The sequence below is a fragment of the Photorhabdus sp. P32 genome (genome assembly GCF_038085095.1).
Taxonomy (GTDB): Bacteria; Pseudomonadota; Gammaproteobacteria; order Enterobacterales; family Enterobacteriaceae; genus Photorhabdus; species Photorhabdus luminescens.
In genome coordinates this window covers 56,660-81,917 of sequence record NZ_JAZGJN010000292.1, presented here as the reverse complement: position 1 = coordinate 81,917, position 25,258 = coordinate 56,660, and the positions used below count along the sequence as shown (strand labels likewise).

Genomic DNA, 25,258 nt, shown 5'->3' with positions numbered 1-25,258 from the left:
GTTGATTTATACCCAATAGATTTCGAGTTGCAGCGCGGCGGCAAGTGAACGAATCCCCAGGAGCATAGATAACTATGTGACTGGGGTGAGTGAAAGCAGCCAACAAAGCAGCAGCTTGAAAGATGAAGGGTATAGATATTATTTTAGAAGATCGTAGATGTAATCTTTAGGATGAAAATCAATAGGAGCATTGATGAGGATCTTCCTAATATTCTCAAAATCGTAGTTTTCACAAGATGTTTTTAGATCATTTAATAACGGATTTAATTTATCCCAAGTCAGAAAAACTTCATTAGCTGTCATTATTCTTGGGTGATTGGTGCCAGAAACGTTATCACCAATTAATAACTCTTCATAAAGTTTTTCACCGGGCCTTAATCCGGTAATTTTAATTTCGATATCGCCATGAGGATTGGTTTCATCTTTCGCTGTCAGTCCGGAAAGGTGGATCATTTTTCGGGCAAGATCATAAATTTTTACTGATTCTCCCATATCCAGAACAAAAACATCGCCATTATTGCCCAGTGCTCCTGCCTGGATGACTAATTGGGCGGCTTCTGGGATCGTCATGAAGTAACGGGTAATTTCTTTGTGGGTGAGGGTTATCGGTCCACCACTTTTTATCTGTTTTTCGAACAGGGGAACAACGGAACCGGATGAACCAAGGACGTTGCCAAAGCGAACCATTGAGAATTTTGTGTGGCTGTTCTCTTTAGCAAAGGCTTGTAATATCAGTTCAGCAAATCTTTTTGTCGCGCCCATTGTATTTGTCGGGCGGACGGCTTTGTCGGTAGAGATTAATACAAATTTTTCAACTTTTTGGTTAATTGCTGCTTTGGCAAGTGAGAGGGTGCCAAAGATATTGTTATTAATGCCCTCTATGGTATTCATTTCTACCAATGGAACGTGTTTATATGCCGCCGCGTGGTATATGGTATTAATGTTAAATTTATGGATTATTCTATTTATTTTGTCTGAATCTTTTATGTCGCCTAAAATTGCAGTAATGGTTATATTCAGATCTCTATCTGAATTTATCTTTTGTAACTCTTTTTCTATTGAATAAAGGCAATATTCGGTTAATTCAAATAGGATTATCTGAGAGGGAGATTGAGTGATGATTTGTCGGCATAACTCTGATCCGATTGAACCGCCGGCACCGGTAATAAGAACATTTTTGTTTTTGATGTTTTTATTGAGTAGGCTTTGTAATGGATCAACTTGTTCTCTTCCTAATAGATCATTAATGGAAACGCGTTTCAGTGAGTTTATTTGCGCTTTGCCTTCAACCAGATCATTGAAGCTTGGAATGGTGAGGATTTCACAATGTTCTTTTTGCAGTTTTTCTAGTATTTTTTTTCTATTAGATATTGATGCACTGGGTATGGCTAATAATATTTTCTTTATATGATATTTTTCTACTAAAATCGTTATCTTCTCTGGCGGGAAGACATAAACCCCATGAATCGATAAATGATGTAATTTATGATTATCATCAACAAAAGCAATTGGGTTGAATTCTCTATGTTCTCTTAATATAGGTAAGAGTTGCCGGCCAGATTCTCCTGCTCCATATATGATAACCGGAGCGCCTTTATATTTTATTAAATTACGTAGCGTTCTATAGACAAATCTTGTGCCGCAGAGTGAGATCACTAAGAAAGAAAAATAGATAATGGGTACGGTTCTAGGCAAAAATGCTTGTTGATATAAGGAAATTGCGGTTAATAGTAGAGTAGATAGAAATGAACCAATAATGGCCCATTTCAATATACTCATGTTGACATATTTTAATATCGATCGATAAAAGCCAATTCTTAAGAAAATGAATAGCGTGAACGGTATGGTGAATATAATCGTTAACCAATGTTGTAAGCTGAAAATGGGCACTTCTCTATCAAGGCGTAACCACATGCTTAGCCAGTATGAAATAATGATAATAAATATATCGACAATCAGAAGAACGATGGTCTTTATTAGTCTATCTTGGTAGAAAAATATTCTCTTGTTCATAATAGTTAATTACCTAAAAACTACTTTGTAAATGGTTTTAAAAATAATCTTCAGGTCATAGAAAAATGACTTTTTATCAATATATTCCAGGTAATACTTGGCTTTTATTGGCATAATAATGTCGATATAAGCTTGATGAGGGTCTTTATATTGGCTTAATATCTGGTTTTCATCGATCATTTCAATGGAAGCCAAATCTGTTATGCCGGGTTTTACCGATAATATTTTGTTTCTGATATCATCTGGATATTTGTCCATAAATTGTGGCACTTCAGGTCTTGGCCCGACTAAGCTCATTTTTCCTCGAATAACATCAATTAGTTGAGCTAATTCATCAATTTTATATTTGCGTATAAATTTTCCAGAGTTGGTAATACGGAGATCATGACCAATAGTAAGTTGTCCTTTTTGCTCTGATCCCGTGGTCATGCTCCTAAATTTGTGAATATAAAAATCTTGATTATATTGGCCCACTCGTTTTTGTCGGAAAAAAATGGGTCCTTTCGAATCCATTTTTATCCAGATAGCAATAGTGATTAAAATAGGGAGTAATAGGATGAGTCCAATGAGAGACGAAATAAAATCAAAAAGCCTTTTTATCGCTAAATAATATGTCATCATTTATGCCAAGATCTCTTTAATTGTTTTGATAACGTAGATTTGGTCTTCTTTTGTCATTTTTGTGTATAAAGGAATGGATACAATTCTTTTAAAATTTTCTTCTGCAACTGGGAAGTTGTTTTCATTAAGAGAATAGGTATTTTTCCATATAGGCTGTTTATGTAGTGGAATAAAATGGACAGAGCAGCCGATGTTTTTTTCTGCCATTTTTATAATAAAGTCATCTCTGGATATGTTGACTTCATCATTTAATCTAATGGTATATAAGTGCCACGCGTGTTGGCTATTAGGTTCTTTAGGTTTCGTGGGTAAGGTAATGGGCAGATCTTTTAATTCATTATCATAGAGTTTAGCCATTTCCTCTCTTTTCTTATGAAAAGTATCTATTTTCTGTAGTTGGTGGATGCCAATGGATGCGCAAATATCTGGCATGTTATATTTATAGCCTGGCTCAATCACTTCGTAATACCAGGCAGGTATTTTGGATTGATATCTATCAAAGGCGTCTTTGCTAATGCCGTGGAGACGCATTGTTTTTGCTCTTTTTATGATATTTGGATTTCTGGAGACTAGCATGCCACCTTCCGCTGTCGTCATGGTTTTATTCGCGTAAAAGCTGAATACAGTGACATCAGTGTCTAGCGTGCCAATTTTCTTTCCCTTGTATAAAGTCGGAAATGAGTGGGCGGCATCCTCAACTATTCGTAGATTAAATTTTTTAGCGATTGCAATGATGGCATCCATATCACAGGATAAACCTGCAAAGTGTACTGGTATAATCGCTTTAGTTTTGGTAGTTATTGCTTTTTCTATTGCTGTTGGATCAATATTCAGGCTGTCAGGTAAGGAATCAACAAAAATGGGATGAGCCCCCAGATAACGGACAACTTCTGCGGTAGCCGTAAAGGTATAGGTAGGCACGATAACTTCATCACCCGGCTTAATACCTATGGCTTCCAGCGCTAAATGCAATCCCGCCGTTGCTGAATTTACCGCAATGGCCTCAACATCAGAATCTAAATATTGGGCAAAATCTTGTTCAAATCTTTTGGTTTTAGGTCCGGTGGTTATCCAACCCGTTTTAAGTGAATCAATAACTTCATTAATTTCTTCTTGACCAATTTCTGGGAGTGCGAAAGGGAGAAAAAAAGAGTTCATGTAATAATCCTTATCTTTTGTTTTTTACGTGGAATTTCTTATTGAATATAATTTTCATTATTCCAATGAGATACCCTGATCCATAAGATAAATGTATGCACAGAAATATTAATGGTAAGAAAATATAGTTTTTTTTATTTTTAAAATGGGCTTTTATTGTTACCAATAAAGTTAATAAGAAATAAATAAAAATACAACCTATATATGGATATAAAAATATTGAACTAATGAATGAGAGGATTAATCCTAGGATTAACCCTAAGACAAAAATTGGTGGTATTAATTGCCGAAATGATGTTATTTTTTTCAATTTGAAATTGACTAGTGGTTTAAATAAACCGTATTGGTAAAACATAGAACAGATTTTTTTAATTGAGTCTCTGGGGTAATAATCAATAATAATATCTGGGGAAAGATATATATTACCTCCATGCTTTATAATTCTATTGTTAAATTCATCATCTTGGTTTCTGATTAAATCCTCATCAAATAACCCTATTTTATCGAATATTGTTCTTTTGAAAAACCCAAAAGGTACCGTATCAACTTTTTTTATATTATTAATGCTAATTCGAAAATAGGAGTTACCCATTCCAAAGCGACTACTTAAGGAATATGCAATATTATCGGCAATGGTTGTAGAATTACATGGTTTTGTATTGAAAATTCCACCTATATTATCAGCATCAAGTTTTTTTGATAAACTATATAGTTTGGATAAATAGTTACTGGGATAGCTGGAATGAGCATCGATTCTGGCTATATATTCCCCTGATGAATTTTTTATACCAATATTCAGAGCAGCAGGGACATGTTTCGCAGGGTTGTATAGTAATTTTATGAAGCCATACTTTTTAGTGTAACTCTGAATTATCTTTAAAGTATTATCTGAGCTATAACCATCTATAAAAATAATTTCTAATTGCCCGATAGGGTAATCTTGTTTTAGAAGTGATTCAATACACCCCTTTATATATTTTTCTTCATTTAATATAGGGCAAATAACTGATATGTTTATCATGGTTGAATAATCACTCTATTTGGATAGTAATGATAGCTATTTAAATGTAATTCCTATATTTTGTTCAAATCCTCCGGTTTTAGGTCCGGTGGTTATCTATCCTGTTTTAAGTGAGTCAATGACTTCATCAATTTCAGATTGCCCAATTTCAGGTAATGCAAAAAGGAGGAATTTATTATTCATGATTGATTATGGCCTTTAGGAAATTATCTGCCAGTATGGAATAGGTGTGATTTTCTAAAGCGTAAATTTTGCCTTTTTGCCCCATTTGGTTTAATTTGTCAGTTGATAGCTTACTGAGTTTTAATAAGGCCTGAGCAATGTCTTCTGGCTTGCCTGATTTAACGCTGATACCGCAATTCACGTCAGAAACGGGATCGTTACCGGCATCAATTGCACATAAAATGGGTTTGCCTGCCATCATATAATCAATAAGTTTATTCGGGCTGATGCCAAATCTGAATAATGATTGCTTTTGTAGCCCTATATAAGCAATGTCAATTTTATTGAGTAAGGCGGGTATTTGAGTTTTGGGGATTGGATCAAAGAATATAATGTTATTTGTTCCTAGTGATTGAGATTTCTTTATTAAGTTAGCCTTTTCGAGGCCAGTACCGACTAATAAGAATGTCATCGGTTTATCATGAAGCAATGACGCCGTTTTGAGTAATTTTTCCAGCGCATTTGGGCGTCCGTGAGCTCCGCTATAGCATACAATTTTATGGCCTTTATTTTTTTCAGTTATAATAAGTTCTTCTAGTGAATTGTCTAATGGAGTAAATTCACTTGCCCAATCCTCTACAACCACGCCATTAGGAATAATATGTAATTTGCTGAGGTCTAATCCATGTGCTTTCGTGTGTTCCTGTACATTTGGAAGCATGGAGATAACCACATCAGCATATTTATAAGCCGAGTTTTCAGCGAATTGACATAATTGAATAAATGGATTTTTAGGTGACATTCCACCTAATTCTATGGGTGAAAGAGGCCATAAATCATGAATTTCAAAGACCAGTTTTGCATTAGCTTTCTTAGCAAGACGCTTGGCAATCCATATATCCATCGGATATGTACTTGAAGCAATGACAACATCAGGTCGATATTTTTTGACTAAGTTATGACTATCAATCCAAATTTGTCGCAAAAAAGAGAAAATATTTTTGATTCTGGATAATCCATTTCCGCTATAGCTCGGGGTGGGATACCAGACATATTCTAATCCGTTAATATTTTCGGTGGTTTTTTTATTGTCTATCAGTGTAGGTTGTTTGGTCCGCACATGAGAATAAGAGGCTGCGAGTAGGGTAATATTATGTCCCGATTTAACCCATTCTTGCCCTAAATGATATGGACGAAATTCCATACCCAGGTCCGGCGAACCGGCATAATGGTTTATATAGACAATGTTCATAGTAATCTTTCTAATTCGTCAGCAATGCGTGTCGCGGCGATACCGCCACCATACATGGATTGAACCGAGCCCATATCAATACCCATCATGTCATGAACGGATTGGGTTATTTTGTGACTGTCAGCCTCTGAGAGTTTGTTGACCCCTGCGGTAATTAATTCTATCCATTCAGTTTGATCCCTCACGGTGATACAAGGTTTGCGGAAGAAGAAAGCTTCTTTTTGCAGTCCGCCGCTATCGGTAATAATCAGGGCGGTGTTTTTGAGTAACCAGATCATCTCTAAATATCCCACTGGCTCAATTAAATGGACATCTAAATGCAAGCCGTATTGTGCTAACATTTTTTTAGTTCTTGGGTGAATTGGTATTACAACAGTAGCAATTCTTCTGTGTATATCATTCAATGCGTTCACTATTTCAGTTAAACGTGCCTGATTATCGGTATTTTCAGCACGGTGGAGCGTGGTTAATATGAAGTTTTGTATCGAATCCAGCCCATCCGGTTTTTTGGCTGTTTGGCTGAAATATAAAGCCGCATCTTCCATTACATCACCGACTTTTCTGATATGAACCGGCTTTGAATTGAAGCCTTCTTCTTGTAGATTATTGACGGCGGCGTCTGTTGGGCAGAAGAGAATTGAGCTGACATTATCGGTTAATATTCTATTGATCTCTTCGGGCATCTGCATATTAAAACTGCGTAGACCGGCTTCAACATGGATAATGGGAATATGTAATTTAGATGCGGCTAATGCGCCAGCTAAAGTTGAGTTTGTATCACCATATACCATAACGGCATCCGGCTTTTCTGTGATAAGTACTTTTTCAACTTCGATTAGCATCTTGCCGGTCATTTCACCGTGCGAGCCGCCATGAATATTGAGTGTGTAATCAGGTTTGGGAATGGCTAATTCATTAAAAAATATATCAGACATATTAGTATCAAAATGTTGTCCGGTATGAATGATAATCTCTTTAAATTTATTATGATTTTTTAAAGCGCGAGACACTGGGCTGGCTTTAATGAATTGTGGTCTGGCGCCTAATACGGTAATAATTTTTTTCATATCGATTAACGTCCAATTTGTTGGTAAAAGTTGTTAAGTTTATTTTGTTCAATATCCCAATTGTATTTTTCATTGACTGCGATAAGCCCATTACTACCCATTTCTTCTGCTATATCAGGATTATTTGATAGGTAGTCTATCGCATTTGCTATTTCCTTAGGGTTTAATGGATCGATACAAATGCCACAGTGGTTTTTTACAACAATCTCTTTCCATAATGGGAAATTTGACGCGATAACAGGGATACCTGCACTCATATATTCGAATATTTTATTGGGTTGGGCATCAATATGATTGGGGAGTGGATGATAGAGAACGATACCCGCAATAGATTTAGATAACAGTTCTTTGGTTTCTATGCGATTTAAAAATCCCAATGCATCTATTTTGGGCCAATTTTTCATGCTTTTTATTTTATTCTCTAGAGCGTTATCTGAAAAATTGCCTGCTAATTTCATTTTTGTATTTGTCGTGAGGTGAGAGAGGGATTCAACCATCTCGGCTATACCTCTGATATCGGATATGCCGCCGACATAGCAGACTTGTTTTTCTTTTTCGTGCCAGTTGGCATGTTTATTATGCAACTCACCTAATATGGGATAGTTATTAATGTCTATGGTGTTGTTATTGAGTTTTAAGAATTTATCTCTTATTGACGGTGTAGCCGTAATAATGCCGTCAAATTTAGGCGTCGAATATTTCTCGTAGAGAGCGAATAATTTAGAGATAATAATCTTAGTCAATTTATTCAAATAGGGCTTGCCAAAAATTTGTTTAGGGACATCTTCATGGGAATCAAAAATAACTATTTTACCTTCCCTTTTCAGTTTTAGGCCGATAGGGATGAGTTCTGGATCATGGAAATGATATAAGTCAGAATCTAATTCTAATGCTTTTTTATAAACTTTATCGGTTGTTTTAAAGATTCTATTTAATCGACCAGGTAATATACCGACATCAATGATAGCAATGTTATTCTTGATTTCATTACCTTTATCATCTGCAACAATAAGGGAGACCTCATGTTCTTTTTGTAAGGCAGCACATTCTTTTAGGAAAATACGGGTGTCGAAACGGGGATGTACCGAGGTCATGTGTGTGATTTTCATAAGGATATTTTTTTAGTTTTCGTTGGGAATAAAAATAATAATATGCTTAATGCCAGCAGCCCATAGGTCAGTAGCAGTGCTGTAATCGCTGAGTTTGCTATTGTGTATACAAAGGGTAAATAGAGTGTCGTTGAAAATTCAAATGGCACCTTTTTTGAACTCAGGTTCATGGCAAAGAGCAATATATTAAATATAAAAAAGTTTATGATTAAACCCAGTGTGCCGTATCTGGCGATACCGTCGCCAATAAAGCCGGTATTAGCCGAACCTGAGGTACCATAATAGATTTGAGAAACTATTTGAGGCGCTTCTGTCGTAAATTCACTGTTGTTGTTATAGATATAATCATAAAAGTAATAAGTATTTAATGTCGGTGTGAAGAATACTCTACGTAGCCAATGGATAAGTGGATCATAAAAATCGAAAATAAAATATAATACCCCGGCGGTAAGGAATAAATAGAGAATGATATTTATCACCGAATTACTGATCGATTTTGTTCCTTTTATATAGAAGTAGAGAATGATAACCGCAAGATTCATGAATGCGATGCTTTTTAATCCTGAAGAGCTGTAGATTAAATAGGAAATCAAAATACTTATTGTAATGAGGAGATATTTAATCGGACCTCTTATATAGAGTGAAGCTAATAGTAGTAATGGTGAAATAACATATCCCCCATTGGTGATGATGTACATCGTGAGGAGTGGTGTGTTGTCTTTAAAGTGTTGTCTGATGGAATAAACTTTAAATATATTAGGGGGTATTAAACTTAATCCAGGGTTACTCATGACAAATAAGAGTACAATAATACCACAGCCTATTATCAGTATTTTATATAAGTCCCACGGGATTTTTATTTTCGGTATCGTTATTCTATCTATTATCCGAAAGAATAATATCGATGAGAAAAATAATATATTTATTGTGCATACGAAAATGATTGAATAGACAGAAGCTGAATTAATCAGTGGGAATATAATGGATACGGGTATAATGTAAGTGATATAGATTAACCATAAGAAAACCATCACGGGATTTTTTTGGTTGTTGAGTAAAATGAGCGGTAAAAATGATATCCAGCAGAAAAAAATACTTAAGTAACCTTGTGGGGTAATATTATAGCCTCTTACCTCATGGAATGTGTCTAATATAAGTACAGAATTCAGGTAGATAATAACCTGATAGATAAATATTTTCAGGATTATTTTAATATTATTTTGCATTTTTTCTGATAAAGAAGTAAATGAGTGATAATACTAAGATAGACAGGAAATACATAGTGATGAATTGATAGTATGCCCAACTAATAGGGCCATGTTTTATATAATAATACCCGCTATTAGTCACAGATTTATTCCAATTGTTATATAAGTCTATTATTTCTTTATTTTTAAAATTTTTATTTCTCTCTATCAGATCTTTTAAAAGAAGGGTATGGATTTTATGATATTTAATGTTGCTTGGATTGCCAATTAAATCATAACTGGACCATTCATTTTTTATGTCGAATTTAAATATATTATGGCTGATTGATTGATATAATTTATCGGTTATTCGGGTGTTTTCATCTATATTTAAATGATTCTCAAAGGATTCAATACCATAAGTCGAGTAGATCATGCCGTTTAATACAAAAGCCAATTGGTCTGAGTTGGCTTGGGGATCAACATATTCTTCAATCCAGGGCATATTATCTAAGGTTGTTAAACTGCCGCCTTTATGGATAGGGGCTAGTGATGATTGATAGAGTAATTTCGACGTTAGCAGATATTTATCATCACCAAAATAGTCATAAGCTCTTAATAGCAGAATAATAGCATAGGCATCTGTTAGTCCAGACCACCAAGGGGCAGAGAGTTTATTATTTTTATAGCCTTTATATGACCAATCAAAATCATATAAGTAATGATTTTCACCATGAAATAGTTTTATGTTATTTAATAACCAGTCGGCTGAAAATTTAAAATTAGCAATTAATTCGTTTTGATTGAATGTCGGTGGCGGGACATTCCAGCCGGGTAAGGATGAATCGGTTCGCCATAATATATTGACGTTGTCTTTATTTAAGCCTAAAGAAGAGTATATCAGGCCATAGTGAACAACATAAAATGGGGATAAGAATGGCTCTGAAATATGAGGTGAGTGTGATAAAGGAAAACCATTGCTATTAAATTCGCGCTGTGTGAATTTCCCTTTCATGACCAGGTTTCTCACATTACCGTTGAATTCATCCAGCTCATAAGCATATTTATTAAATGTATAGCTGACAATCATCACGATAATGATATAGGGGATTATTTTTATTATATTTTTGCTTTTCTTCATTTTAACCTTCTTTGCGCATGAAAGATAATTTTAAAATATAAGCTGTACTTGTCATATAAAGAACAAAACTTGTGAGTGAAAATAATAAAAGGGTGAGATAAATATCGCCTAATAGATATCCAGCAAATAGAGCCATTAATCTTAATATAATTGATGTTGTTTGAATAAATAAATTGCTTTTCTGATGTTCATAAATAGATAAATATATCGATAACGATGAATATATTATTTGTCCGCATAAGTGTGGTATTAAACATAATAGATATTTACCTGATTCATGCCATCCTTCACCAAAAATAAAGGTTATGATGGGTATGCCCGCGAAATATGTCACGATAGCAAATAAAATAGCAATGCTCGTTAGGTAATAAAATGTTTTTTTTATCTTGAAGAAAGGTGATATAAATGTGTCTTTTAAATATCCTTGTAATATAGACGAAACGGTTTGGCTTAATAGTGTAATGGGGGCGCCTGATATTCTAGCGGCAATTAAATAAAACCCTGCGGATTTTAACCCATAGGTGGACATGATAAATAATTGGGGTAGCTCATTACTCAATGTGTTAATGAGAGCCGCAGGAAAATCATAAATAGGAAATTTATAATATTTATGAGCAAGCAGTTTTATTTTTCTAAGTTCAGGTTTATTGATAATTAAACGATATTGGGATCTTTTACTTAAAAATAGAACACCTAATGATTGCCCTAATATTTGGCCTAAGATGAGACTGCTTGCTCCTAAATGGGCAATACCGCCAATGATTTGGGTGCTAATCATGGCAACGGTTTGCGTTATTTTAGTGATAGAGAGCGCATGGTATTGTTTTTCTCTTATACTCTTAAAACTCACTGCCCGATAAAATCCATAGGTGATAATACCTAACGGGATATAGTATAGATAGTTTCCTAGAACTATTTTTTCTGGGATATGAGATATTGCAAAAACAGTGATAACTATCAAACTAATGGTTATTGGAATAATGCAAGATAATGTGACCAGTGAATTAATTTCACGTGTTTTTTCTGATGCGCTGATTGAAAATTCATAACGAAGACAAGCACCGACGGCAAAAACACTTAAAAGCGATGAAAATGAAGCGTAAATGCCTAATTCTTCCGGTGAAAATAGTCTGGTTAATACCGGTGTTGATAGTAATAATAATATCTGGCTGAATAATGATGAGAGTAATAAGCCAGATATATTCCTCAATAATTTATAATTCATAGATTTTAAATTGAACGGGCAATTTTATTAATTAAATCTATGGATAAATAGGGGTGCATCGGCAAACTAATAACCTCTTGTGCAACTTCGTCGCCAACAGGCAGAACACTATTGCTGGCCACCGCCGGTTGTTTATTCAGGGGAATCGGGTAATGCACCGCGGTTGGAATGCCTTGTTCTTTTAATTTGTGTTGCAATGCATCGCGGTTTTTAACCCGGATAGTATATTGCGCATAGGCGGAGAGATTGTGTGGCTCAATATATGGCGTGGTCAGGATGCCGATGTTATTCAACGCCTGATGATAGTTTTCTGCCACCGTCTGACGTAGTGCCATTTCTTCCTCAAATATCTCCAGTTTGGGTAACAGAATAGCCGCTTGCAGAGTATCTAAACGGCTGTTCACCCCGACTCTGACATGATGATATCGTCGGTCTTGTCCATGACGGGCAATTTGACGAATGATTTTCGCCAGTTCTTCATCCTGGGTGAAAATGGCGCCGCCATCCCCGTAACACCCCAACGGTTTACTGGGGAAGAAACTGGTACAGGCAATGGTGGTGAGGTTACAGGAGCGTTTTCCCTTATAAGTTGCGCCAAAACTCTGGGCCGCGTCTTCGATGACGGTCAGGCGATGTTTTGCTGCGATGGCATTAATTTCGTCAAAATCGGCACATTGGCCGAATAAGGAAACCGGCATGATCGCTTTGGTTTTCGGGGTGATCGCCGCTTCGAGTTGCGCCGGATCTAAGTTATACGTGGTGGGCTTGACGTCAACATAAACCGGAATTCCGCCCAGTAGCGCAACGGTTTCAGCGGTGGCAATGTAGGTAAAACCGGGAGTAATCACTTCGTCGCCGGGTTTAATGCCAATCGCCATTAAGGCAATTTGTAAGGCGTCGGTGCCATTGGCGCAGGTAATGCAATATGGCGCTCCGGTGTAGGTAATCAGCTTTTCTTCTAATTCGGCGACTTCGGGCCCTAAAATATATTTTCCATGTGTGAGGACTTTCTGAATATTCGCGTCAATTTTATCTTTAATTCTCAGTTGCTGTGCTGCCAGATCGGTAAATTGCATGCCTTTATCCTTGATTATTTAATTCGCACGACACGATTATTTTCTAGCTGATAAATATGGTGAGTGTGAGGACAGGTGGCGGTGGCTTGTCCGTGTAGCGGTAAATCTAATTGTTCACCAAATTCACTCATCCAGCCAATGTGTTTGGCCGGTACACCCACCATCAGGGCATAATCGGGGACATCTTTATTCACTACCGCGCCGGCGCCAATAAAGGCATAAGCGCCAATGGTGGCGCCGCAAATAATGGTACAGTTGGCGCCTAAGGTGGCGCCTTTTTTTACCCGCGTGTTTTGGTATTCACTTTTTCTTTCAATCAATGCGCGGGGATTATAGACATTGGTAAACACCATGCTCGGGCCACAAAATACGCCTTCTTCCAGATGAACATTGTCATAAACAGAAACATTATTTTGTATTTTGCAGTGATTGCCGATAGTGACGTGATTGCCAATAAAGACATTTTGGCCCAGAGAACAGCCTTCGCCAATTTGCGCGCCAGAGCAGACGTGGGTGAAATGCCAGATACGGCTGTTTTTGCCGATTTGGGCCCCATCATCCACGATGGCGCTGGGATGTATCATTACGTGTTCTGCTGACATGAGACGGATTCCAGGGATTTAATAGGTTAAAGGCAAAGAAATGGTTTTGTTATCTCTGGCTGATAAATAGGCGGCGATAAGCAGCTCTAAGGATTTTAAGCCTTCCCGGCCATCGGTTATCGGTTTGGCTTCGCCTTTCATCACCTCAATGACATTTTTATAATAAAGCGGATGACCAAATCCGTACACCGACGTGGTTTCGTAATTGGCGGCTTTGACTTGCTGGTCGTACTCTTTTTCGTCAGCGAAATACCATTCCTGGATTTCATTGACGGCTAAACCCCCCACCCTGACTGTGCCTTTTTCCCCTAAGATAGTGATGGAGCCTTCAAGATTCTGAGGATAAGTACACATGGTGACGGCCATCGATCCTAATGTGCCATCCCGCCAGCGGATATTGAGTACCCCGGTATCTTCCGTTTCGATATCTAAGTGCGTGGATGTCATGGCCTGAACATCTTTGACCGGGCCGATTAACCATTCAATTAAATCCACATAGTGGCTTGCCTGATTCATGAAGGCGCCGCCATCAAATTCCCAGGTACCCCGCCAGGCGGCCTGGTTATAATAGGCTTGGGGACGGGTCCAGAAAACATTGAGGTGGACCAGATGGATTTTGCCAAACCGTTTTTCGCTGACCGCGCGTTTCAGTAATTGCAGGGTGGCATTTAAGCGGTTCTGTTTGACGACAAAGAGGTGTTTGCCGGCTTTATCCGCGGCTTTAACCATGTTTTCCCCATCAGCCAGCCGGGTTGCCATCGGCTTTTCGGTGACGACATGAAAGTCTTTATCAAAGCAGGCCATCGCTTGTGCTGGATGCAGGCCGGATGGGGTGGTCAGGATAATGATATCGGCGGTGATGTTATCCAGCATGGTATTTAAGTCGCTAAAACCCGGGACGCCGGTTTTTTCTACCGCCGCGTTTAATGCGTCTTGATCGTTATCACAGACGGCGACTAATTCGGCCGTTTCTTGATGTATTTCCAGCGAATTGAAATGATTTTTAGCGATCCGCCCACAACCGACTAAAGCAAATCTTATCTTTCTGTCTTTGATGATACTCAGCATATCTTGTCCTAAGTTAAGCTTTGATAATGTTTGTGTGATTGGGTGAATATTTACCCCGGGTATCAACAATTAATGTGGCGTGGTTGATAATTAATTCATAATCAAATTTGTCGTGATCGGTGGCTAAAATAATGCAGTCGAAGTCTTTGAGACTATTTTCAGTGATAGGCTGGCTGATTAAATTAAAATGATGTTCCCGCATTTTTGGAAAGATGGGAACATGCGGATCTGAATATTCAATATTGGCCCCTAATGCGCTTAATTTTTCCATAATATGCACTGAAGGGCTTTCTCGCATGTCATCCACATTCTTTTTATAGGCAATGCCGAGGATTAAGATGCGGCTGCCATTAATGGATTTATTCGCTTTGTTAAGGGCTAATACGGTTTTGGTGACCACATAATCGGGCATGGAAGAATTCACTTCCCCGGAGAGTTCAATAAAGCGGGTATTGATACCATATTCCCGGGCTTTCCAGGTTAAATAGAAGGGATCAATCGGAATACAGTGGCCGCCTAATCCGGGGCCGGGATAATAGGGAACAAAGCCGAAGGGTTTGGTTGCCGCGGCCCGAATCACTTCGTGGATATCAATCCCCATTTTATCGGCAACGAGTTTCATTTCGTTGACTAAGCCGATATTGACCGCCCGATGGATATTCTCCAACAGTTTTGTCATCTCGGCGGCTTTGGTTGAACTGACAGGAACCACCTGGTCAATCGCGTATTGGTAAACGGCGATACCGGCTTTTAAGCAATTTTCTGTGTGGCCGCCGATGACTTTAGGAATGGTGCGGGTTTCGAAATCAGGGTTGCCGGGGTCTTCTCGTTCGGGCGAATAGACCAGGAAGATATCTTCACCGACGGTTAACCCGCTTTCTTCAACCCGGGGAAGTAACTCTTCTTCGGTGGTGCCCGGATATGTGGTGCTTTCTAAGGAGAGGACTTGCCCGGCTCTTAGATACGGTTTTACCCTGTCCGTGGTGTTAATCACGAAACTGATGTCGGGTTCACGGTATTTATTTAACGGCGTGGGGACGCAAAGAATAATGGCATCACATTGCGCGATGTGGGTGAAATCGGTCGTGGCTTCGAAACCGGTCTTTATCGCGTGACTGATTTTGGCTGCGGGAATATGTTCAATGTAACTTTGGCCCTGATTTAATTTATCTGTTTTGTCTTTATCAATATCGAAACCAATGACTTTAAAACCGATATCATTATATCGGAGCATTAACGGTAAGCCAACATAACCCAGGCCGACAATGGCAATGGTGGCGGTTTTATTATCAAATTTCTCGGTGAGAATGTTGAGTGAGGACATATTTTGCCTTTTAAGATGATGACTTAAAAATAAAACTTATGAAAATAAGTTACATTTGGTTTTTAATAGGATGCTATTTATTTTCGTAAGTTTTATTTGGCAGGTGAAACTTTAATAGGTTTTTTAAATAGATTGTGTAAGATATATTGCTGAAATAATAAATAAAGTAATAACAAAGCTACCGCACTAGGTTATTGGCTCCCAGAACTCCATAAAATCCTATAGTTTTATCTACTGTTTTGATTTTTTTAATGCTTTTGTCTGCTGTAATAGAAAAGCAATTAAAAATAATGTTTTTTAATGAATAACAGGGGAGGTTAAACCGTCAGACTTGCGGGGTCAAGCATAAATAAAGCTTATTTAATTAATTATTTTACTGAATGAGGTTAGTAAAAATCTGTATTACCGGCCATGAAGTGGTAGCCAAATAACCAAACGTAAGCCGCCGAGAGGGCTGTCTTCGGCACAGACCCAACCGCGGTGCTGGTTAATCGCGGTTTCAACAATTGCTAAGCCAAGGCCAGTGCCGCCGGATTCCCGATCGCGGGCTTCGTCTGTACGGTAGAAAGGGCGGAATATGTGTTCGCGGTCTTCCGGGTTGACGCCCGGGCCGTCATCATCAACGGTAATGGTGATTCCTTGATTATCGGTATGAAATGCGACCGCGATATGGTGGTGGGAGTAGCGTAAGGCGTTACGCACGATATTTTCGAAAGCACTGCCAAGTGCTAATGGGTTGCAGTAAATTGCCCAAGAGCTCGGTGGTAAGGTGGCTTCAAGGGTTTTATCCATCTGTTCAGCTTCGAAGCGGGCATTGTCAAGGATATCGTTCCATAAATCTGTCATTTTGATGTTTTCTCTCAACAGTTCATTTTTATGCTGACTGCGGGAGAGCACTAACAGATCGTTAATCATGCTGTCTAGCCGTTGGGCTTCTGTTTCAATTCGTTCCAGCTCTTTACTTTCACCATGACGGCGGCGAAGTAATGCTGTTGCAAGTTGTAGACGGGTGAGAGGTGTGCGTAGTTCATGGGAGATATCGGAAATTAGCCGTTGTTGTGCGGTGACCATTCTTTCCAATACACTGATCATCTGGTTGAAGCTGTTACCGGCGGCCAGAAATTCTTGTGGGCCGGCTTCCAATTCTGGATGCTGACGTAAATTGCCTTTAGCAACATCGTCTGCGGCATTTTTTAATTTGCGGGCAGGTTTAGCCAAACTCCATGCCAGCCATAGTAGGAGCGGCGCACTGATTAACATAGTGGCGGTTAATAGTAATAACGGCCGGTCAAACATCAGATTAATAAAATCCGATTGTGGGCTATTCGCTGGACGAACTAAATACAGTTGATAATGATCTTCTCCATCTCGAATGGAAAAGGGCCCTAACATTTCAGAACGGCCATATTTTTTCTTTTTCGGGTGATCGGCATTATCTGATTGCCCGATAAAGTTGCGGACAACTTGCATTTCACTCCTTTGTGCGCCAATAACTCGCCCTTCGCTGGTGACCAATATCAAGCGCTGACCTGGGGGGGCCCATTTTTCAATCGCGCGAAATAAACGGCGCCACCAAAGTAAATCGTTAGCGGGATCTTGAGCTAATTCTGCTTCGATATGTTGTTCCAACATAACTCCCTGCCGGTATTCATTTTCCAGCAGAGAGGTTAGTTGTCTGGAATCCAGTTTCGGCACCATTAATACCAACATTAGGACTAATGCCAGAGTAAACCAGAAAATTGCGAAGATGCGTGCCGTTAAACTGTTTATCATGTCGCAGAAACCATTAAATATCCTCGGCCGCGTAAAGTCTTAAACCAGGGGAGTCCATCTTCCCGTTCAGGCAATTTACGGCGTAGGTTAGAGATATGCATGTCAATTGCTCGGTCAAATGGAGTGAGCCGCTTGCCTAATACTTCCTGGCTCAAATGTTCACGGGAGACAACTTGGCCTAAATGTTGAGCTAATAGATAGAGCAAAGTAAATTCGGTACCGGTTAAATCGAGAATTTGATTAGCAAAGCTGGCTTCCTGTCGGCCAGGGTTTAATTGCAGGTTATCCACCTGAAGTGTAGGTGGGCCATTGTCTGTTTGTTGTTGCTCACTCCAGTTTGAGCGGCGAAGAATAGCACGTATACGCGCCACTAACTCACGATCATTAAAGGGTTTGGCAAGATAGTCATCCGCTCCTAATTCTAGTCCCAGAACACGATCCAAATCACTTCCTCGTGCTGTCAGCATAATGACAGGAGTTTGGTGGTGTAGCCGAAGCTCCTTTAATGTCGTGATGCCATTTTTACGCGGCATCATAATATCGAGTAGTAGTAGGTCGATCGAATCGTCAAGGAATTTTAATGCCTGCTCTCCGTCATGAGCGATCACAACATTAAATCCTTCCATTTCAAGTAATTCTTTTAATAGTGATGTCAGTTCACGGTCATCATCAACTAATAGGATTTTATGCATCGATTACTTCCTCCAAGAGCAAAAATACGATAACAAACTTTGCTATTCCACGACTTTACGTTCTTTTACAAGCTTTTGACGCTAGTTTGCAGCCGCGTAGGTATAGTTGTCCACATTGGATCTAATAGCATCGTTCGGGGAAACGAGGAGTTGTTTAATGCGTAACATAGCAGCGTTAGTTTTAGCGTCAATGTTTGTTCTTGGCTCGACAGCATCTTTAGCTGGAACAGCAAGTACAATGCACGCTGCTACGGTACCCGATAATTGTGCGCCTTGCGATTATAAAAAGGTAGGAAACTATCATTATCGTAACAATAATGATGTTGGTGACAATGACCATATGTTCAGCGGTATCACTTTAACTGAGCAACAGCGTCAACAGATGCGTGATTTGGTAGGGCAGAATCATCAACGGCGTTCATCAATGTCAATGAGTCGCACAGAGCGAGAAGAGATGCGCAAGCTGGTCACTGCGAAAGATTTTGATGAAATGGCAGTAAAGGCTCTGATTGAAAAGATGATCAGATGTAATGTGGAGCGTCAGGTAGAAATGGCACGTATCCATCACCAGATGTACCAACTGTTGACGCCTGAGCAACAAGCGCAATTGGAACAACATTATCGGCAACGTATGTCTCAGTTACCGAACTGATTTGTAATACCCATAGCAGTAGAGTAGTAGCAAACGAGAATTTTTCCTTGCCATAGACACCATCCCTGTCTTTCAGGCCCTTTTGAGGGCCTTTTTTTTCAGTCACTTACAACACATTTCTTTGTAAAACAACAACATAAAAAAGTATTAAAGGGTTAGAAAGTATACGAAAGTTTTTGAGTGTGGACGCTTGTTGGACGTTCGCCACACTCTCCTGCTTTACTCTATTTCAATCCCACCCTTAAGAGGGTTTAATGTAATGGCATGTTGCAGATAATCTGGGGCAAGGTGTGCATAGACCATTGTTTGGATTATGCTGGCATGTCCTAATATCTGTTGTAATGCAATTATATTCCCTCCATTCATCATGAAGTGGCTGGCAAAAGTGTGTCTGAGGACATGAGTTGCTTGCCCTTTAGGTAAGTCGGGTTTTACTACATGTAAGATCTTGCAGAAATTTCTGTAGTCAACATTGAATAGCTTACCCATTTTCTTTTTACCGCGAATTTCTCTCTCCAATTTTTCAGAAATGGGAACGATGCGTTGATCTCCATTTTTGGTATTTAGAAAAATTACACGGCCTTTTAGTACCTGTTGAGCTGCCAGACTTTCGGCTTCTCCCCAGCGCGCACCAGTGCTAATGCAGAGTAAAGCCAGCTTTTTTTCCTCTTTACTTAGAGAATTGAGTAGTAGATCTATCTCTGGTGTTGTGAGATAGGTCATAGCGACATTTTTTTCGTTTAGTGGCTCTAATCCTTGTAGAGGATTTGTGCCAGTAAATTCCTCAATTTTTATTAAGGTAGAGAACATGCCGGATAGTCTGTACATATCTCTATTTACAGTTTTGGCGCTTATGCCATCAGCCAGCCGTTTTCCCCGATGTTCCATGATGACCCTTTTTGTGAGGTGGCCGATTGTGGGATTGTTAAGCTGCCTCATTGTCTTGTTGAGATGTCGTTTCTCTATTGCTCCATTGTCTGTGTTTTGTCCGTAATATAGCCACCAAATATTGATGAAATCACTAAGTTGTGTTTTGTCATTAGTGGTGGATGGTTCACTATTATCTGCCTGTGCGAGCGTGTAACGTTCAAAGGCGACTGCTTCACTTTTTCTATTAAATTTCCTACGGAGTCTTGTTCCTGTGCTGCCATAGGGTCTTACGTCCACTTCGTAGCGTCCATCATTGAGCTTCTTAATTGCCATAAGGAAGCCCTCCGATGAGGCTGACAGATTGTGACCACAACTCGTCAGCATACGCATAACAAATATCTAGCCAATTTTCTGGGTTGAGCGGAATGAGATTCCGTTCTCTGGCCCATTGTGTGCGAGAGCCGGCGAGACTTGACCAGCTTCCGGTGCTGTAGTGTCAGTCATTAGCCACAGAGTATATTTTTTGAACTTAGGGTGTTGAGTTAATTTGGAAAGTGTGTTCCAGCCGGGTTCATTATGCCCTCCCTCTAATTTTTTTAATGTGCTAATGGGTATCTGCATGATTTCACAGAATTGTGATTGACTCAGGTTCTCTGCATTACGCATGGCCTTTATTTTTTCTCCTATGTTCATTGACTTAGTTCCGAGTATTGATCTAGTATTCGCTTGGTGGTGTAAAAGTCGGAACCATCAAGCACGGGCAAAACACCTTGTAAACAGTGTTAGAACGGGTTTAAAGGTGTTTGATCTAACGAGGTTAACAAATGAGTGAAGAAGCGTACAAGGTTGAATATCCAGTTGATGCAGTACCGTATCCAAAATTTGCGGCGTTGATCGGTAAAAAAGAAGCAGCTGTTCAAGAAATGGTAAAGCAGAACAAGTTGCCACTTATTGAATGGCGTGATCCGAGTAAACCAAAAGCTAGGGTAGGGGAGAAGTGGATTTATGTTCCTGAGTTTAATCGTGCTATGCGCGAGGCATTCTACAACCGACCAAAAGAACAGCGTGACGCGTGGCTATTGTGGATTGGGCTATAAGGTGCATGTTATGACTCAGATTCCAACACCAGAGGAATACAAAAAAGGGCGGGTAAAATTTGGAAAATTACTTATTCGGCCTTTACGCAAAAACGCCGTAGTTCATATTACCCAATATCAGGTCAGTGATGGTGAATACTCTTATGGCCGATTCGATTCAAAAAAGCAGGCTATCAGTTTTGCAAGGCAGCTTTACGGGAGAAAAATAAATGAACGAGTTAACGAGAATTCCGCATAAATATAAATTAACGGGTGATAATTTCCAAAAGACGAATCATGATAGATATTTCGTAATTTCGGTAATTGGTTTGGCAACTGTGATATTAACTCCGTTATTAGTTTTTATTTACAGGTGATGAAATGGCGAATACAGAACCGTGCCGTGCGGTTGTCTTAACACTGGATGAGAAAATCGATGGTCTCAATAAAGCATCTGAGGCGCGTAATCGGTATTTTTGTGATAATAAAGAAAATAATAACAAATTAGCAGATTTCATTGAAACTATGCGCGATCGCACAAATAATCGCGTTAGAAATAATGAACGGGTTTTGCATTTAATTTTTCACTTGGCAGGTTTTGATAAAGAACGTTATCACGTTGAGTTTAAGGAGTTAACAATAGAGGAGCGGCGATCATTAATACTGGCAATTAATCAACTTCGGGCTGTGGCGTCTATATTGCCAGATAAATTGGCATTGCCAAAATCAGCCCAATATTAATTTAAAGCATAATTTAAGAAATTAATGCGTAAATTCGTAGGGGTTTTTATTGCCTAAAAATAGGAAATAAAAAATGAATATAGAGCAATTAATTAAAAGAAATAGAGAAGATGAACGTAAGATATTAGCAGAGCGTTCTTCTTCTCGTCTGTTAAAAATCGCAGCGCATATTGTGGCAAATAAATTGGATTATGCTGCTTCATCTGCATTGCTGAACAGTGAAGCTGAGAAAATAGAACACGAAGCACGGGAGTTGGAGAGTGTCTAGGGAAATTGACCATGCTTGCCAACATGCTGAGGAAACGCTAGAGCGCAGAATATCAGAGCATGTAAACCGCTTTGTCGGTGTCTCTGCGTTTGAATGTGAAGAGTGTAACCAAATTATCCCCGTGGAACGCCGGATGAATATCGCTGGAGTCATCCGCTGCGTCGCATGTCAGGAAGTTTTTGAACTGAAACAGAAGCATTATCGGAGTATATGAATTGGTGAATAAAACTATCTTGAAGTGGTTAGGTTCCAAAGTCCGCATTATGGATAAATTGCTGCCCTATTTGCCAGCAGGTCAACGATTGGTTGAACCGTTCGCAGGTTCATGTTCTGTGATGATGAATACTCAATATGATGCGTATTTAATTGCGGATGCCAACAGCGACTTAATTGATATGTATCAGTGCATCAAAGATAATTGTGATGGGTTTATAAATTCTGCGCAAGACTGGTTTTCGTATTTTAATAGCGAACATGGGTTTTATTGTCTGAGAGATTTATTTAATTCTGACGATGTAAAATATAAATCACAAATATGGCACGCATCGGTATTTCTATTTCTAAACCGGCATTGCTTTAATGGCCTGCGTCGTTATAACTCAAAAGGTGAATTCAATGTACCTTTTGGGAACTGTAAAAAGCCTTACTTTCCTGAAGTAGAAATATTGGCGTTTGCTGAGAAATCCAAGATTGCCTCTATCCGTTGTGCCGATTGGCGCGAAATACTGAAAATAGTTGATTTTTGGGATGTGGTTTATTGCGATCCTCCCTATTTCACCAAAGGCGTTAATTTCACTCAGTATTGCAAAAATGGTTTTTCTCATAATGACCATCAGGAGCTTGCTACTTCTCTGAAACAGCTTAATGAATTATTGGGTGTTCCTGTCATCGTTTCCAATTCCATTGAAGCTAAAGAACTTTATGCCGATCTGGGGTTCACTATCCATGAAATAGAAGCACCGCGCACCATTGCCGCTAATGGCGACTGTCAGCCAGCAATAGAGATTATTGCGACATTAGAGGCGGGCGCATGAGTGAATTAATCGACTTGTTGCAGGAACACAACAGCGATTACCAGAAGTCAAAACACCTGCAATATGAGATGTTCAAACCCGGCTTGCCCCGCGAATCAACGTTAGCTGAACAGATTATGTGGCAGGTGAATCCTGACGATCATGACTGGCGCCATAATATTGTCGGCAATCTGCCCGATTTTTTGGCGCTCTATTTTGCCACCCGGTACAAAAAAATATTTACCCAGTCAGGGTGTAATGGTCGCCGCCGTGCTAATACGTTTTTGCGTCAGTTTGGCGAGAATGTATTACCACGGCTGAATAAAGTCACTGAACGTTATCAATTCAAACATCATGTATCAGGTGTTACTCCATTTCCTTTTATTGAGCAGTTGGAAAAACTGGTCACACTGGATCGTAGAGATATCAGGCAGCTTGCGTGGGAAATTGCCCGTTTCATGGCTGAAAGCTATGAAAATGCATCTGCACAGTATGTTGACCAGCAACCTGTAAACGAGGAGGAAGCTAACCAGCGCTTTATCCGTGTTTATAAGCTACTAGCGAAACTGGCTCAACAAGTCGGCACTACAGCACCTTACTGGCAGCAGTTCACCAAAGGCAGGGAAGGCGCCACAGTCGATCAGTTGTGTGCTGGTCTCTTGCGCATGATGTCGGATAAATGGTGGTATGCCCGCTTGAAAAGAATGCGTGACATTCGCGCCGAGCATATGGCTATTGCGGTAGGCCAAGTGCAGAAGTCAGCATCTCCCTATGTTTCCCGTGGTACGCTGCGCGAATGGTTAGAGCAGAAACGCCGCAATTGGGATTTTATCAAACAGTTTGATGTTGAGAATGAACAGGGTGACAGGGTGCCTCTGGAAGATATGGTGCTCGGTAGTGTGGCTAATCCCGCTGTCCGCCGTAGTGAATTGATGGTGAGAATGCGCGGTTTTGAAAATCTGGCTGACGAACTCGGCTATGTCGGTGAGTTTTATACCATCACCGCGCCATCAAAATATCACGCTGTCCATAATGTCGGTGGCTTTGTTTCAAATTGGAACGGGGCCAGTCCCCGTGATACACAAAAATATCTGTGCAACGTCTGGGCGAAAATCAGGGCGGCTTATTCCCGTGCAGGGATCAGCGCCTTCGGTTTTCGTGTAGTTGAACCTCACCATGATGGCACGCCGCATTGGCACATGTTGCTGTTTATGCGTCCTGAACATGTCGATGAAATGCGTGACATCATGTGTTATTACGCCCGGTTGGAAGATTCAGAAGAGTTACAAGGGCAAAAGGCACTTAAAGCACGATTCCATGTGAAGCCTATCGATAAGACAAAAGGCTCGGCCACGGGCTATATCGCCAAGTACATCTCTAAGAATATCGACGGTTACGCACTGGACGGTGAAAAGGATGGGGAAACAGGCCAACTTCTTAAAGATATGTCACGGTCTGTTTCTGCCTGGGCCAGCCGTTGGCGTATCCGGCAGTTTCAGCAGATCGGCGGTGCGCCCGTTTCCGTCTGGCGCGAATTGCGTCGTTTGAGTGGTGATGAGCAAATCTTGTCTGATGCAGATATGGATAATGTCCGATTTGCTGCGGATGTGGGGGACTGGTTCGCCTATACCGAGTTCCAGGGTGGGCCTCTGGTGGCACGGAAAGATTTAACGGTGCGGTTGTCCTATGAAATCACTGAACAGGGCAACGCTTACGGTGAGGATGTACAACGTATTTCAGGTGTCTACTCACCCCGTATCGGGGAATCCTCTTCTTATCTTACTCGTGAGGTCAAATGGCAAATTGTGCCGAAAGTTAACGCTGATGTTAAAGGGAGGGGGTTGGGGGTTTCTGCCCCTTGGAGTTCTGTCAATAACTGTACGGGGAGTTACGGTACAGTCAGCGGGGGTGAGCGGTTAGTCGAAAAAATTATCGATTATGCGGATTCAATCGGGATGGATTTTTGCCGGGCTATGGCGAAATCATTAATCATTGGGGGAAAAATTAACATTGGTGAACAGTCGTTCAAGTTACAGGCGGATGGAGGCTTTATTCCGATAGATACGGAACGGCAGAGGGAGGAACGCCGCGATGTGTTGCGGCAGCAGATTAAGAATATTGGTGAAATGAGGAAAAACCTATCGTGA

General features: G+C 39.8%; 26 protein-coding genes. 8 read left to right on the top strand and 18 right to left on the bottom strand.

All coding sequences use genetic code 11. The features are described 5' to 3' along the window. Positions 1-138 precede the first annotated feature (138 nt). The 16 genes from V2H77_RS21835 to cpxR all read right to left on the bottom strand — a co-directional run bounded on the left by V2H77_RS21835 (position 139) and on the right by cpxR (position 18,491). Positions 139-2,013 carry a polysaccharide biosynthesis protein gene (locus V2H77_RS21835; RefSeq protein WP_341500453.1) on the bottom strand — a complete coding sequence of 625 codons (1,875 nt, stop codon included), beginning with the start codon at positions 2,011-2,013 and terminating at the stop codon, positions 139-141. 9 nt (positions 2,014-2,022) lie between these two features. After that, positions 2,023-2,631 carry a sugar transferase gene (locus V2H77_RS21830; RefSeq protein WP_341500503.1) on the bottom strand — a complete coding sequence of 203 codons (609 nt, stop codon included), beginning with the start codon at positions 2,629-2,631 and terminating at the stop codon, positions 2,023-2,025. A gap of 3 nt (positions 2,632-2,634) precedes the next feature. Then, a complete protein-coding gene (locus tag V2H77_RS21825; protein ID WP_112877785.1) occupies positions 2,635-3,792 on the bottom strand; it encodes a DegT/DnrJ/EryC1/StrS family aminotransferase in 1,158 nt (385 codons plus the stop codon). Between the two features lie 10 nt (positions 3,793-3,802). After that, positions 3,803-4,813, bottom strand: coding sequence for a glycosyltransferase family 2 protein (locus V2H77_RS21820; protein WP_341500452.1), 1,011 nt, complete (start codon positions 4,811-4,813; stop codon positions 3,803-3,805). A 175-nt stretch (positions 4,814-4,988) separates the two neighbouring features. Then, on the bottom strand, positions 4,989-6,179 hold the full coding sequence (locus tag V2H77_RS21815; RefSeq protein WP_341500451.1) for a glycosyltransferase family 4 protein: 1,191 nt from the start codon (positions 6,177-6,179) through the stop codon (positions 4,989-4,991). A gap of 44 nt (positions 6,180-6,223) precedes the next feature. Continuing rightward, a complete protein-coding gene (gene wecB / locus V2H77_RS21810; protein ID WP_341500450.1) occupies positions 6,224-7,294 on the bottom strand; it encodes a non-hydrolyzing UDP-N-acetylglucosamine 2-epimerase in 1,071 nt (356 codons plus the stop codon). Positions 7,295-7,299: 5 nt separating this feature from the next. Beyond that, on the bottom strand, positions 7,300-8,388 hold the full coding sequence (locus V2H77_RS21805) for a glycosyltransferase family 4 protein (protein ID WP_341500449.1): 1,089 nt from the start codon (positions 8,386-8,388) through the stop codon (positions 7,300-7,302). Between the two features lie 11 nt (positions 8,389-8,399). Next, a complete protein-coding gene (locus V2H77_RS21800) occupies positions 8,400-9,194 on the bottom strand; it encodes a hypothetical protein (RefSeq protein ID WP_265513512.1) in 795 nt (264 codons plus the stop codon). A 424-nt stretch (positions 9,195-9,618) separates the two neighbouring features. Next, on the bottom strand, positions 9,619-10,731 hold the full coding sequence (locus tag V2H77_RS21795) for a D-glucuronyl C5-epimerase family protein (RefSeq protein ID WP_341500448.1): 1,113 nt from the start codon (positions 10,729-10,731) through the stop codon (positions 9,619-9,621). Between the two features lies 1 nt (position 10,732). Next, on the bottom strand, positions 10,733-11,956 hold the full coding sequence (locus V2H77_RS21790) for a lipopolysaccharide biosynthesis protein (RefSeq protein ID WP_341500447.1): 1,224 nt from the start codon (positions 11,954-11,956) through the stop codon (positions 10,733-10,735). 5 nt (positions 11,957-11,961) lie between these two features. Then, on the bottom strand, positions 11,962-13,032 hold the full coding sequence (locus V2H77_RS21785; protein ID WP_341500446.1) for a DegT/DnrJ/EryC1/StrS family aminotransferase: 1,071 nt from the start codon (positions 13,030-13,032) through the stop codon (positions 11,962-11,964). 14 nt (positions 13,033-13,046) lie between these two features. Next, complete coding sequence (locus V2H77_RS21780) at positions 13,047-13,634, bottom strand: acyltransferase (protein ID WP_341500445.1); 588 nt, start codon at positions 13,632-13,634, stop codon at positions 13,047-13,049. A gap of 18 nt (positions 13,635-13,652) precedes the next feature. Further along, positions 13,653-14,702 (bottom strand): Gfo/Idh/MocA family protein, encoded by a 1,050-nt coding sequence (locus V2H77_RS21775; RefSeq protein WP_341500444.1) that lies wholly within the window; start codon positions 14,700-14,702, stop codon positions 13,653-13,655. Positions 14,703-14,715: 13 nt separating this feature from the next. After that, positions 14,716-16,026: a nucleotide sugar dehydrogenase gene (locus tag V2H77_RS21770; RefSeq protein WP_341500443.1), complete on the bottom strand. Its 1,311-nt coding sequence runs from the start codon at positions 16,024-16,026 to the stop codon at positions 14,716-14,718. 402 nt (positions 16,027-16,428) lie between these two features. Continuing rightward, positions 16,429-17,799, bottom strand: a complete 1,371-nt coding sequence (gene cpxA, locus V2H77_RS21765) for an envelope stress sensor histidine kinase CpxA (protein ID WP_265380075.1) — start codon at positions 17,797-17,799, stop codon at positions 16,429-16,431. Then, positions 17,796-18,491, bottom strand: a complete 696-nt coding sequence (gene cpxR, locus V2H77_RS21760; RefSeq protein WP_088372631.1) for an envelope stress response regulator transcription factor CpxR — start codon at positions 18,489-18,491, stop codon at positions 17,796-17,798. The genes cpxA and cpxR overlap by 4 nt, the downstream gene beginning before the upstream one ends. A gap of 157 nt (positions 18,492-18,648) precedes the next feature. Here cpxR and cpxP point away from each other — a divergent pair, with 157 nt between their 5' ends. Further along, complete coding sequence (gene cpxP, locus V2H77_RS21755) at positions 18,649-19,143, top strand: cell-envelope stress modulator CpxP (protein ID WP_341500442.1); 495 nt, start codon at positions 18,649-18,651, stop codon at positions 19,141-19,143. 219 nt (positions 19,144-19,362) lie between these two features. Here the strand turns inward: cpxP and V2H77_RS21750 are convergent, their stop codons facing one another. Next, positions 19,363-20,346: a phage integrase gene (locus V2H77_RS21750; protein WP_341500441.1), complete on the bottom strand. Its 984-nt coding sequence runs from the start codon at positions 20,344-20,346 to the stop codon at positions 19,363-19,365. A 66-nt stretch (positions 20,347-20,412) separates the two neighbouring features. After that, positions 20,413-20,706: a helix-turn-helix domain-containing protein gene (locus tag V2H77_RS21745; protein WP_341500440.1), complete on the bottom strand. Its 294-nt coding sequence runs from the start codon at positions 20,704-20,706 to the stop codon at positions 20,413-20,415. A 131-nt stretch (positions 20,707-20,837) separates the two neighbouring features. On the opposite strand from V2H77_RS21745, the gene V2H77_RS21740 reads away from it, so the two are divergent. The 7 genes from V2H77_RS21740 to V2H77_RS21710 all read left to right on the top strand — a co-directional run bounded on the left by V2H77_RS21740 (position 20,838) and on the right by V2H77_RS21710 (position 25,258). Continuing rightward, complete coding sequence (locus tag V2H77_RS21740) at positions 20,838-21,110, top strand: Cox family DNA-binding protein (protein WP_023043965.1); 273 nt, start codon at positions 20,838-20,840, stop codon at positions 21,108-21,110. Positions 21,111-21,120: 10 nt separating this feature from the next. Further along, on the top strand, positions 21,121-21,348 hold the full coding sequence (locus V2H77_RS21735; RefSeq protein ID WP_132345215.1) for a hypothetical protein: 228 nt from the start codon (positions 21,121-21,123) through the stop codon (positions 21,346-21,348). Positions 21,349-21,470: 122 nt separating this feature from the next. After that, entirely contained in the window at positions 21,471-21,830 is a 360-nt protein-coding gene (locus V2H77_RS21730; RefSeq protein ID WP_341500439.1) for a DUF5347 family protein, read from the top strand. A gap of 73 nt (positions 21,831-21,903) precedes the next feature. Next, positions 21,904-22,098: a DUF2732 family protein gene (locus V2H77_RS21725; RefSeq protein ID WP_225814221.1), complete on the top strand. Its 195-nt coding sequence runs from the start codon at positions 21,904-21,906 to the stop codon at positions 22,096-22,098. Continuing rightward, on the top strand, positions 22,091-22,312 hold the full coding sequence (locus V2H77_RS21720) for a TraR/DksA C4-type zinc finger protein (protein ID WP_341500438.1): 222 nt from the start codon (positions 22,091-22,093) through the stop codon (positions 22,310-22,312). Before V2H77_RS21725 ends, V2H77_RS21720 begins: the two co-directional genes overlap by 8 nt. A 4-nt stretch (positions 22,313-22,316) precedes the next feature. Continuing rightward, positions 22,317-23,132, top strand: coding sequence for a DNA adenine methylase (locus tag V2H77_RS21715; RefSeq protein ID WP_341500437.1), 816 nt, complete (start codon positions 22,317-22,319; stop codon positions 23,130-23,132). Further along, positions 23,129-25,258 carry a replication endonuclease gene (locus tag V2H77_RS21710; RefSeq protein WP_445935639.1) on the top strand — a complete coding sequence of 710 codons (2,130 nt, stop codon included), beginning with the start codon at positions 23,129-23,131 and terminating at the stop codon, positions 25,256-25,258. Before V2H77_RS21715 ends, V2H77_RS21710 begins: the two co-directional genes overlap by 4 nt.

Coding starts and splice junctions, on each gene's coding strand:
- cpxA (WP_265380075.1), bottom strand. CDS start 17,799: ATGATAAACAGTTTAACGGCACGCATCTTCGCAATTTTCTGGTTTACT.
- wecB (WP_341500450.1), bottom strand. CDS start 7,294: ATGAAAAAAATTATTACCGTATTAGGCGCCAGACCACAATTCATTAAA.
- V2H77_RS21710 (WP_445935639.1), top strand. CDS start 23,129: ATGAGTGAATTAATCGACTTGTTGCAGGAACACAACAGCGATTACCAG.
- V2H77_RS21730 (WP_341500439.1), top strand. CDS start 21,471: ATGGCGAATACAGAACCGTGCCGTGCGGTTGTCTTAACACTGGATGAG.
- V2H77_RS21740 (WP_023043965.1), top strand. CDS start 20,838: ATGAGTGAAGAAGCGTACAAGGTTGAATATCCAGTTGATGCAGTACCG.
- V2H77_RS21750 (WP_341500441.1), bottom strand. CDS start 20,346: ATGGCAATTAAGAAGCTCAATGATGGACGCTACGAAGTGGACGTAAGA.
- V2H77_RS21800 (WP_265513512.1), bottom strand. CDS start 9,194: ATGAGTAACCCTGGATTAAGTTTAATACCCCCTAATATATTTAAAGTT.
- V2H77_RS21820 (WP_341500452.1), bottom strand. CDS start 4,813: ATGATAAACATATCAGTTATTTGCCCTATATTAAATGAAGAAAAATAT.
- cpxR (WP_088372631.1), bottom strand. CDS start 18,491: ATGCATAAAATCCTATTAGTTGATGATGACCGTGAACTGACATCACTA.
- V2H77_RS21815 (WP_341500451.1), bottom strand. CDS start 6,179: ATGGAATTTCGTCCATATCATTTAGGGCAAGAATGGGTTAAATCGGGA.
- V2H77_RS21835 (WP_341500453.1), bottom strand. CDS start 2,013: ATGAACAAGAGAATATTTTTCTACCAAGATAGACTAATAAAGACCATC.
- V2H77_RS21825 (WP_112877785.1), bottom strand. CDS start 3,792: ATGAACTCTTTTTTTCTCCCTTTCGCACTCCCAGAAATTGGTCAAGAA.
- V2H77_RS21735 (WP_132345215.1), top strand. CDS start 21,121: ATGACTCAGATTCCAACACCAGAGGAATACAAAAAAGGGCGGGTAAAA.
- V2H77_RS21830 (WP_341500503.1), bottom strand. CDS start 2,631: ATGACATATTATTTAGCGATAAAAAGGCTTTTTGATTTTATTTCGTCT.
- V2H77_RS21805 (WP_341500449.1), bottom strand. CDS start 8,388: ATGACCTCGGTACATCCCCGTTTCGACACCCGTATTTTCCTAAAAGAA.
- V2H77_RS21795 (WP_341500448.1), bottom strand. CDS start 10,731: ATGAAGAAAAGCAAAAATATAATAAAAATAATCCCCTATATCATTATC.
- V2H77_RS21785 (WP_341500446.1), bottom strand. CDS start 13,032: ATGCAATTTACCGATCTGGCAGCACAGCAACTGAGAATTAAAGATAAA.
- V2H77_RS21790 (WP_341500447.1), bottom strand. CDS start 11,956: ATGAATTATAAATTATTGAGGAATATATCTGGCTTATTACTCTCATCA.
- V2H77_RS21745 (WP_341500440.1), bottom strand. CDS start 20,706: ATGAACATAGGAGAAAAAATAAAGGCCATGCGTAATGCAGAGAACCTG.
- V2H77_RS21775 (WP_341500444.1), bottom strand. CDS start 14,702: ATGCTGAGTATCATCAAAGACAGAAAGATAAGATTTGCTTTAGTCGGT.
- V2H77_RS21770 (WP_341500443.1), bottom strand. CDS start 16,026: ATGTCCTCACTCAACATTCTCACCGAGAAATTTGATAATAAAACCGCC.
- V2H77_RS21780 (WP_341500445.1), bottom strand. CDS start 13,634: ATGTCAGCAGAACACGTAATGATACATCCCAGCGCCATCGTGGATGAT.
- cpxP (WP_341500442.1), top strand. CDS start 18,649: ATGCGTAACATAGCAGCGTTAGTTTTAGCGTCAATGTTTGTTCTTGGC.
- V2H77_RS21725 (WP_225814221.1), top strand. CDS start 21,904: ATGAATATAGAGCAATTAATTAAAAGAAATAGAGAAGATGAACGTAAG.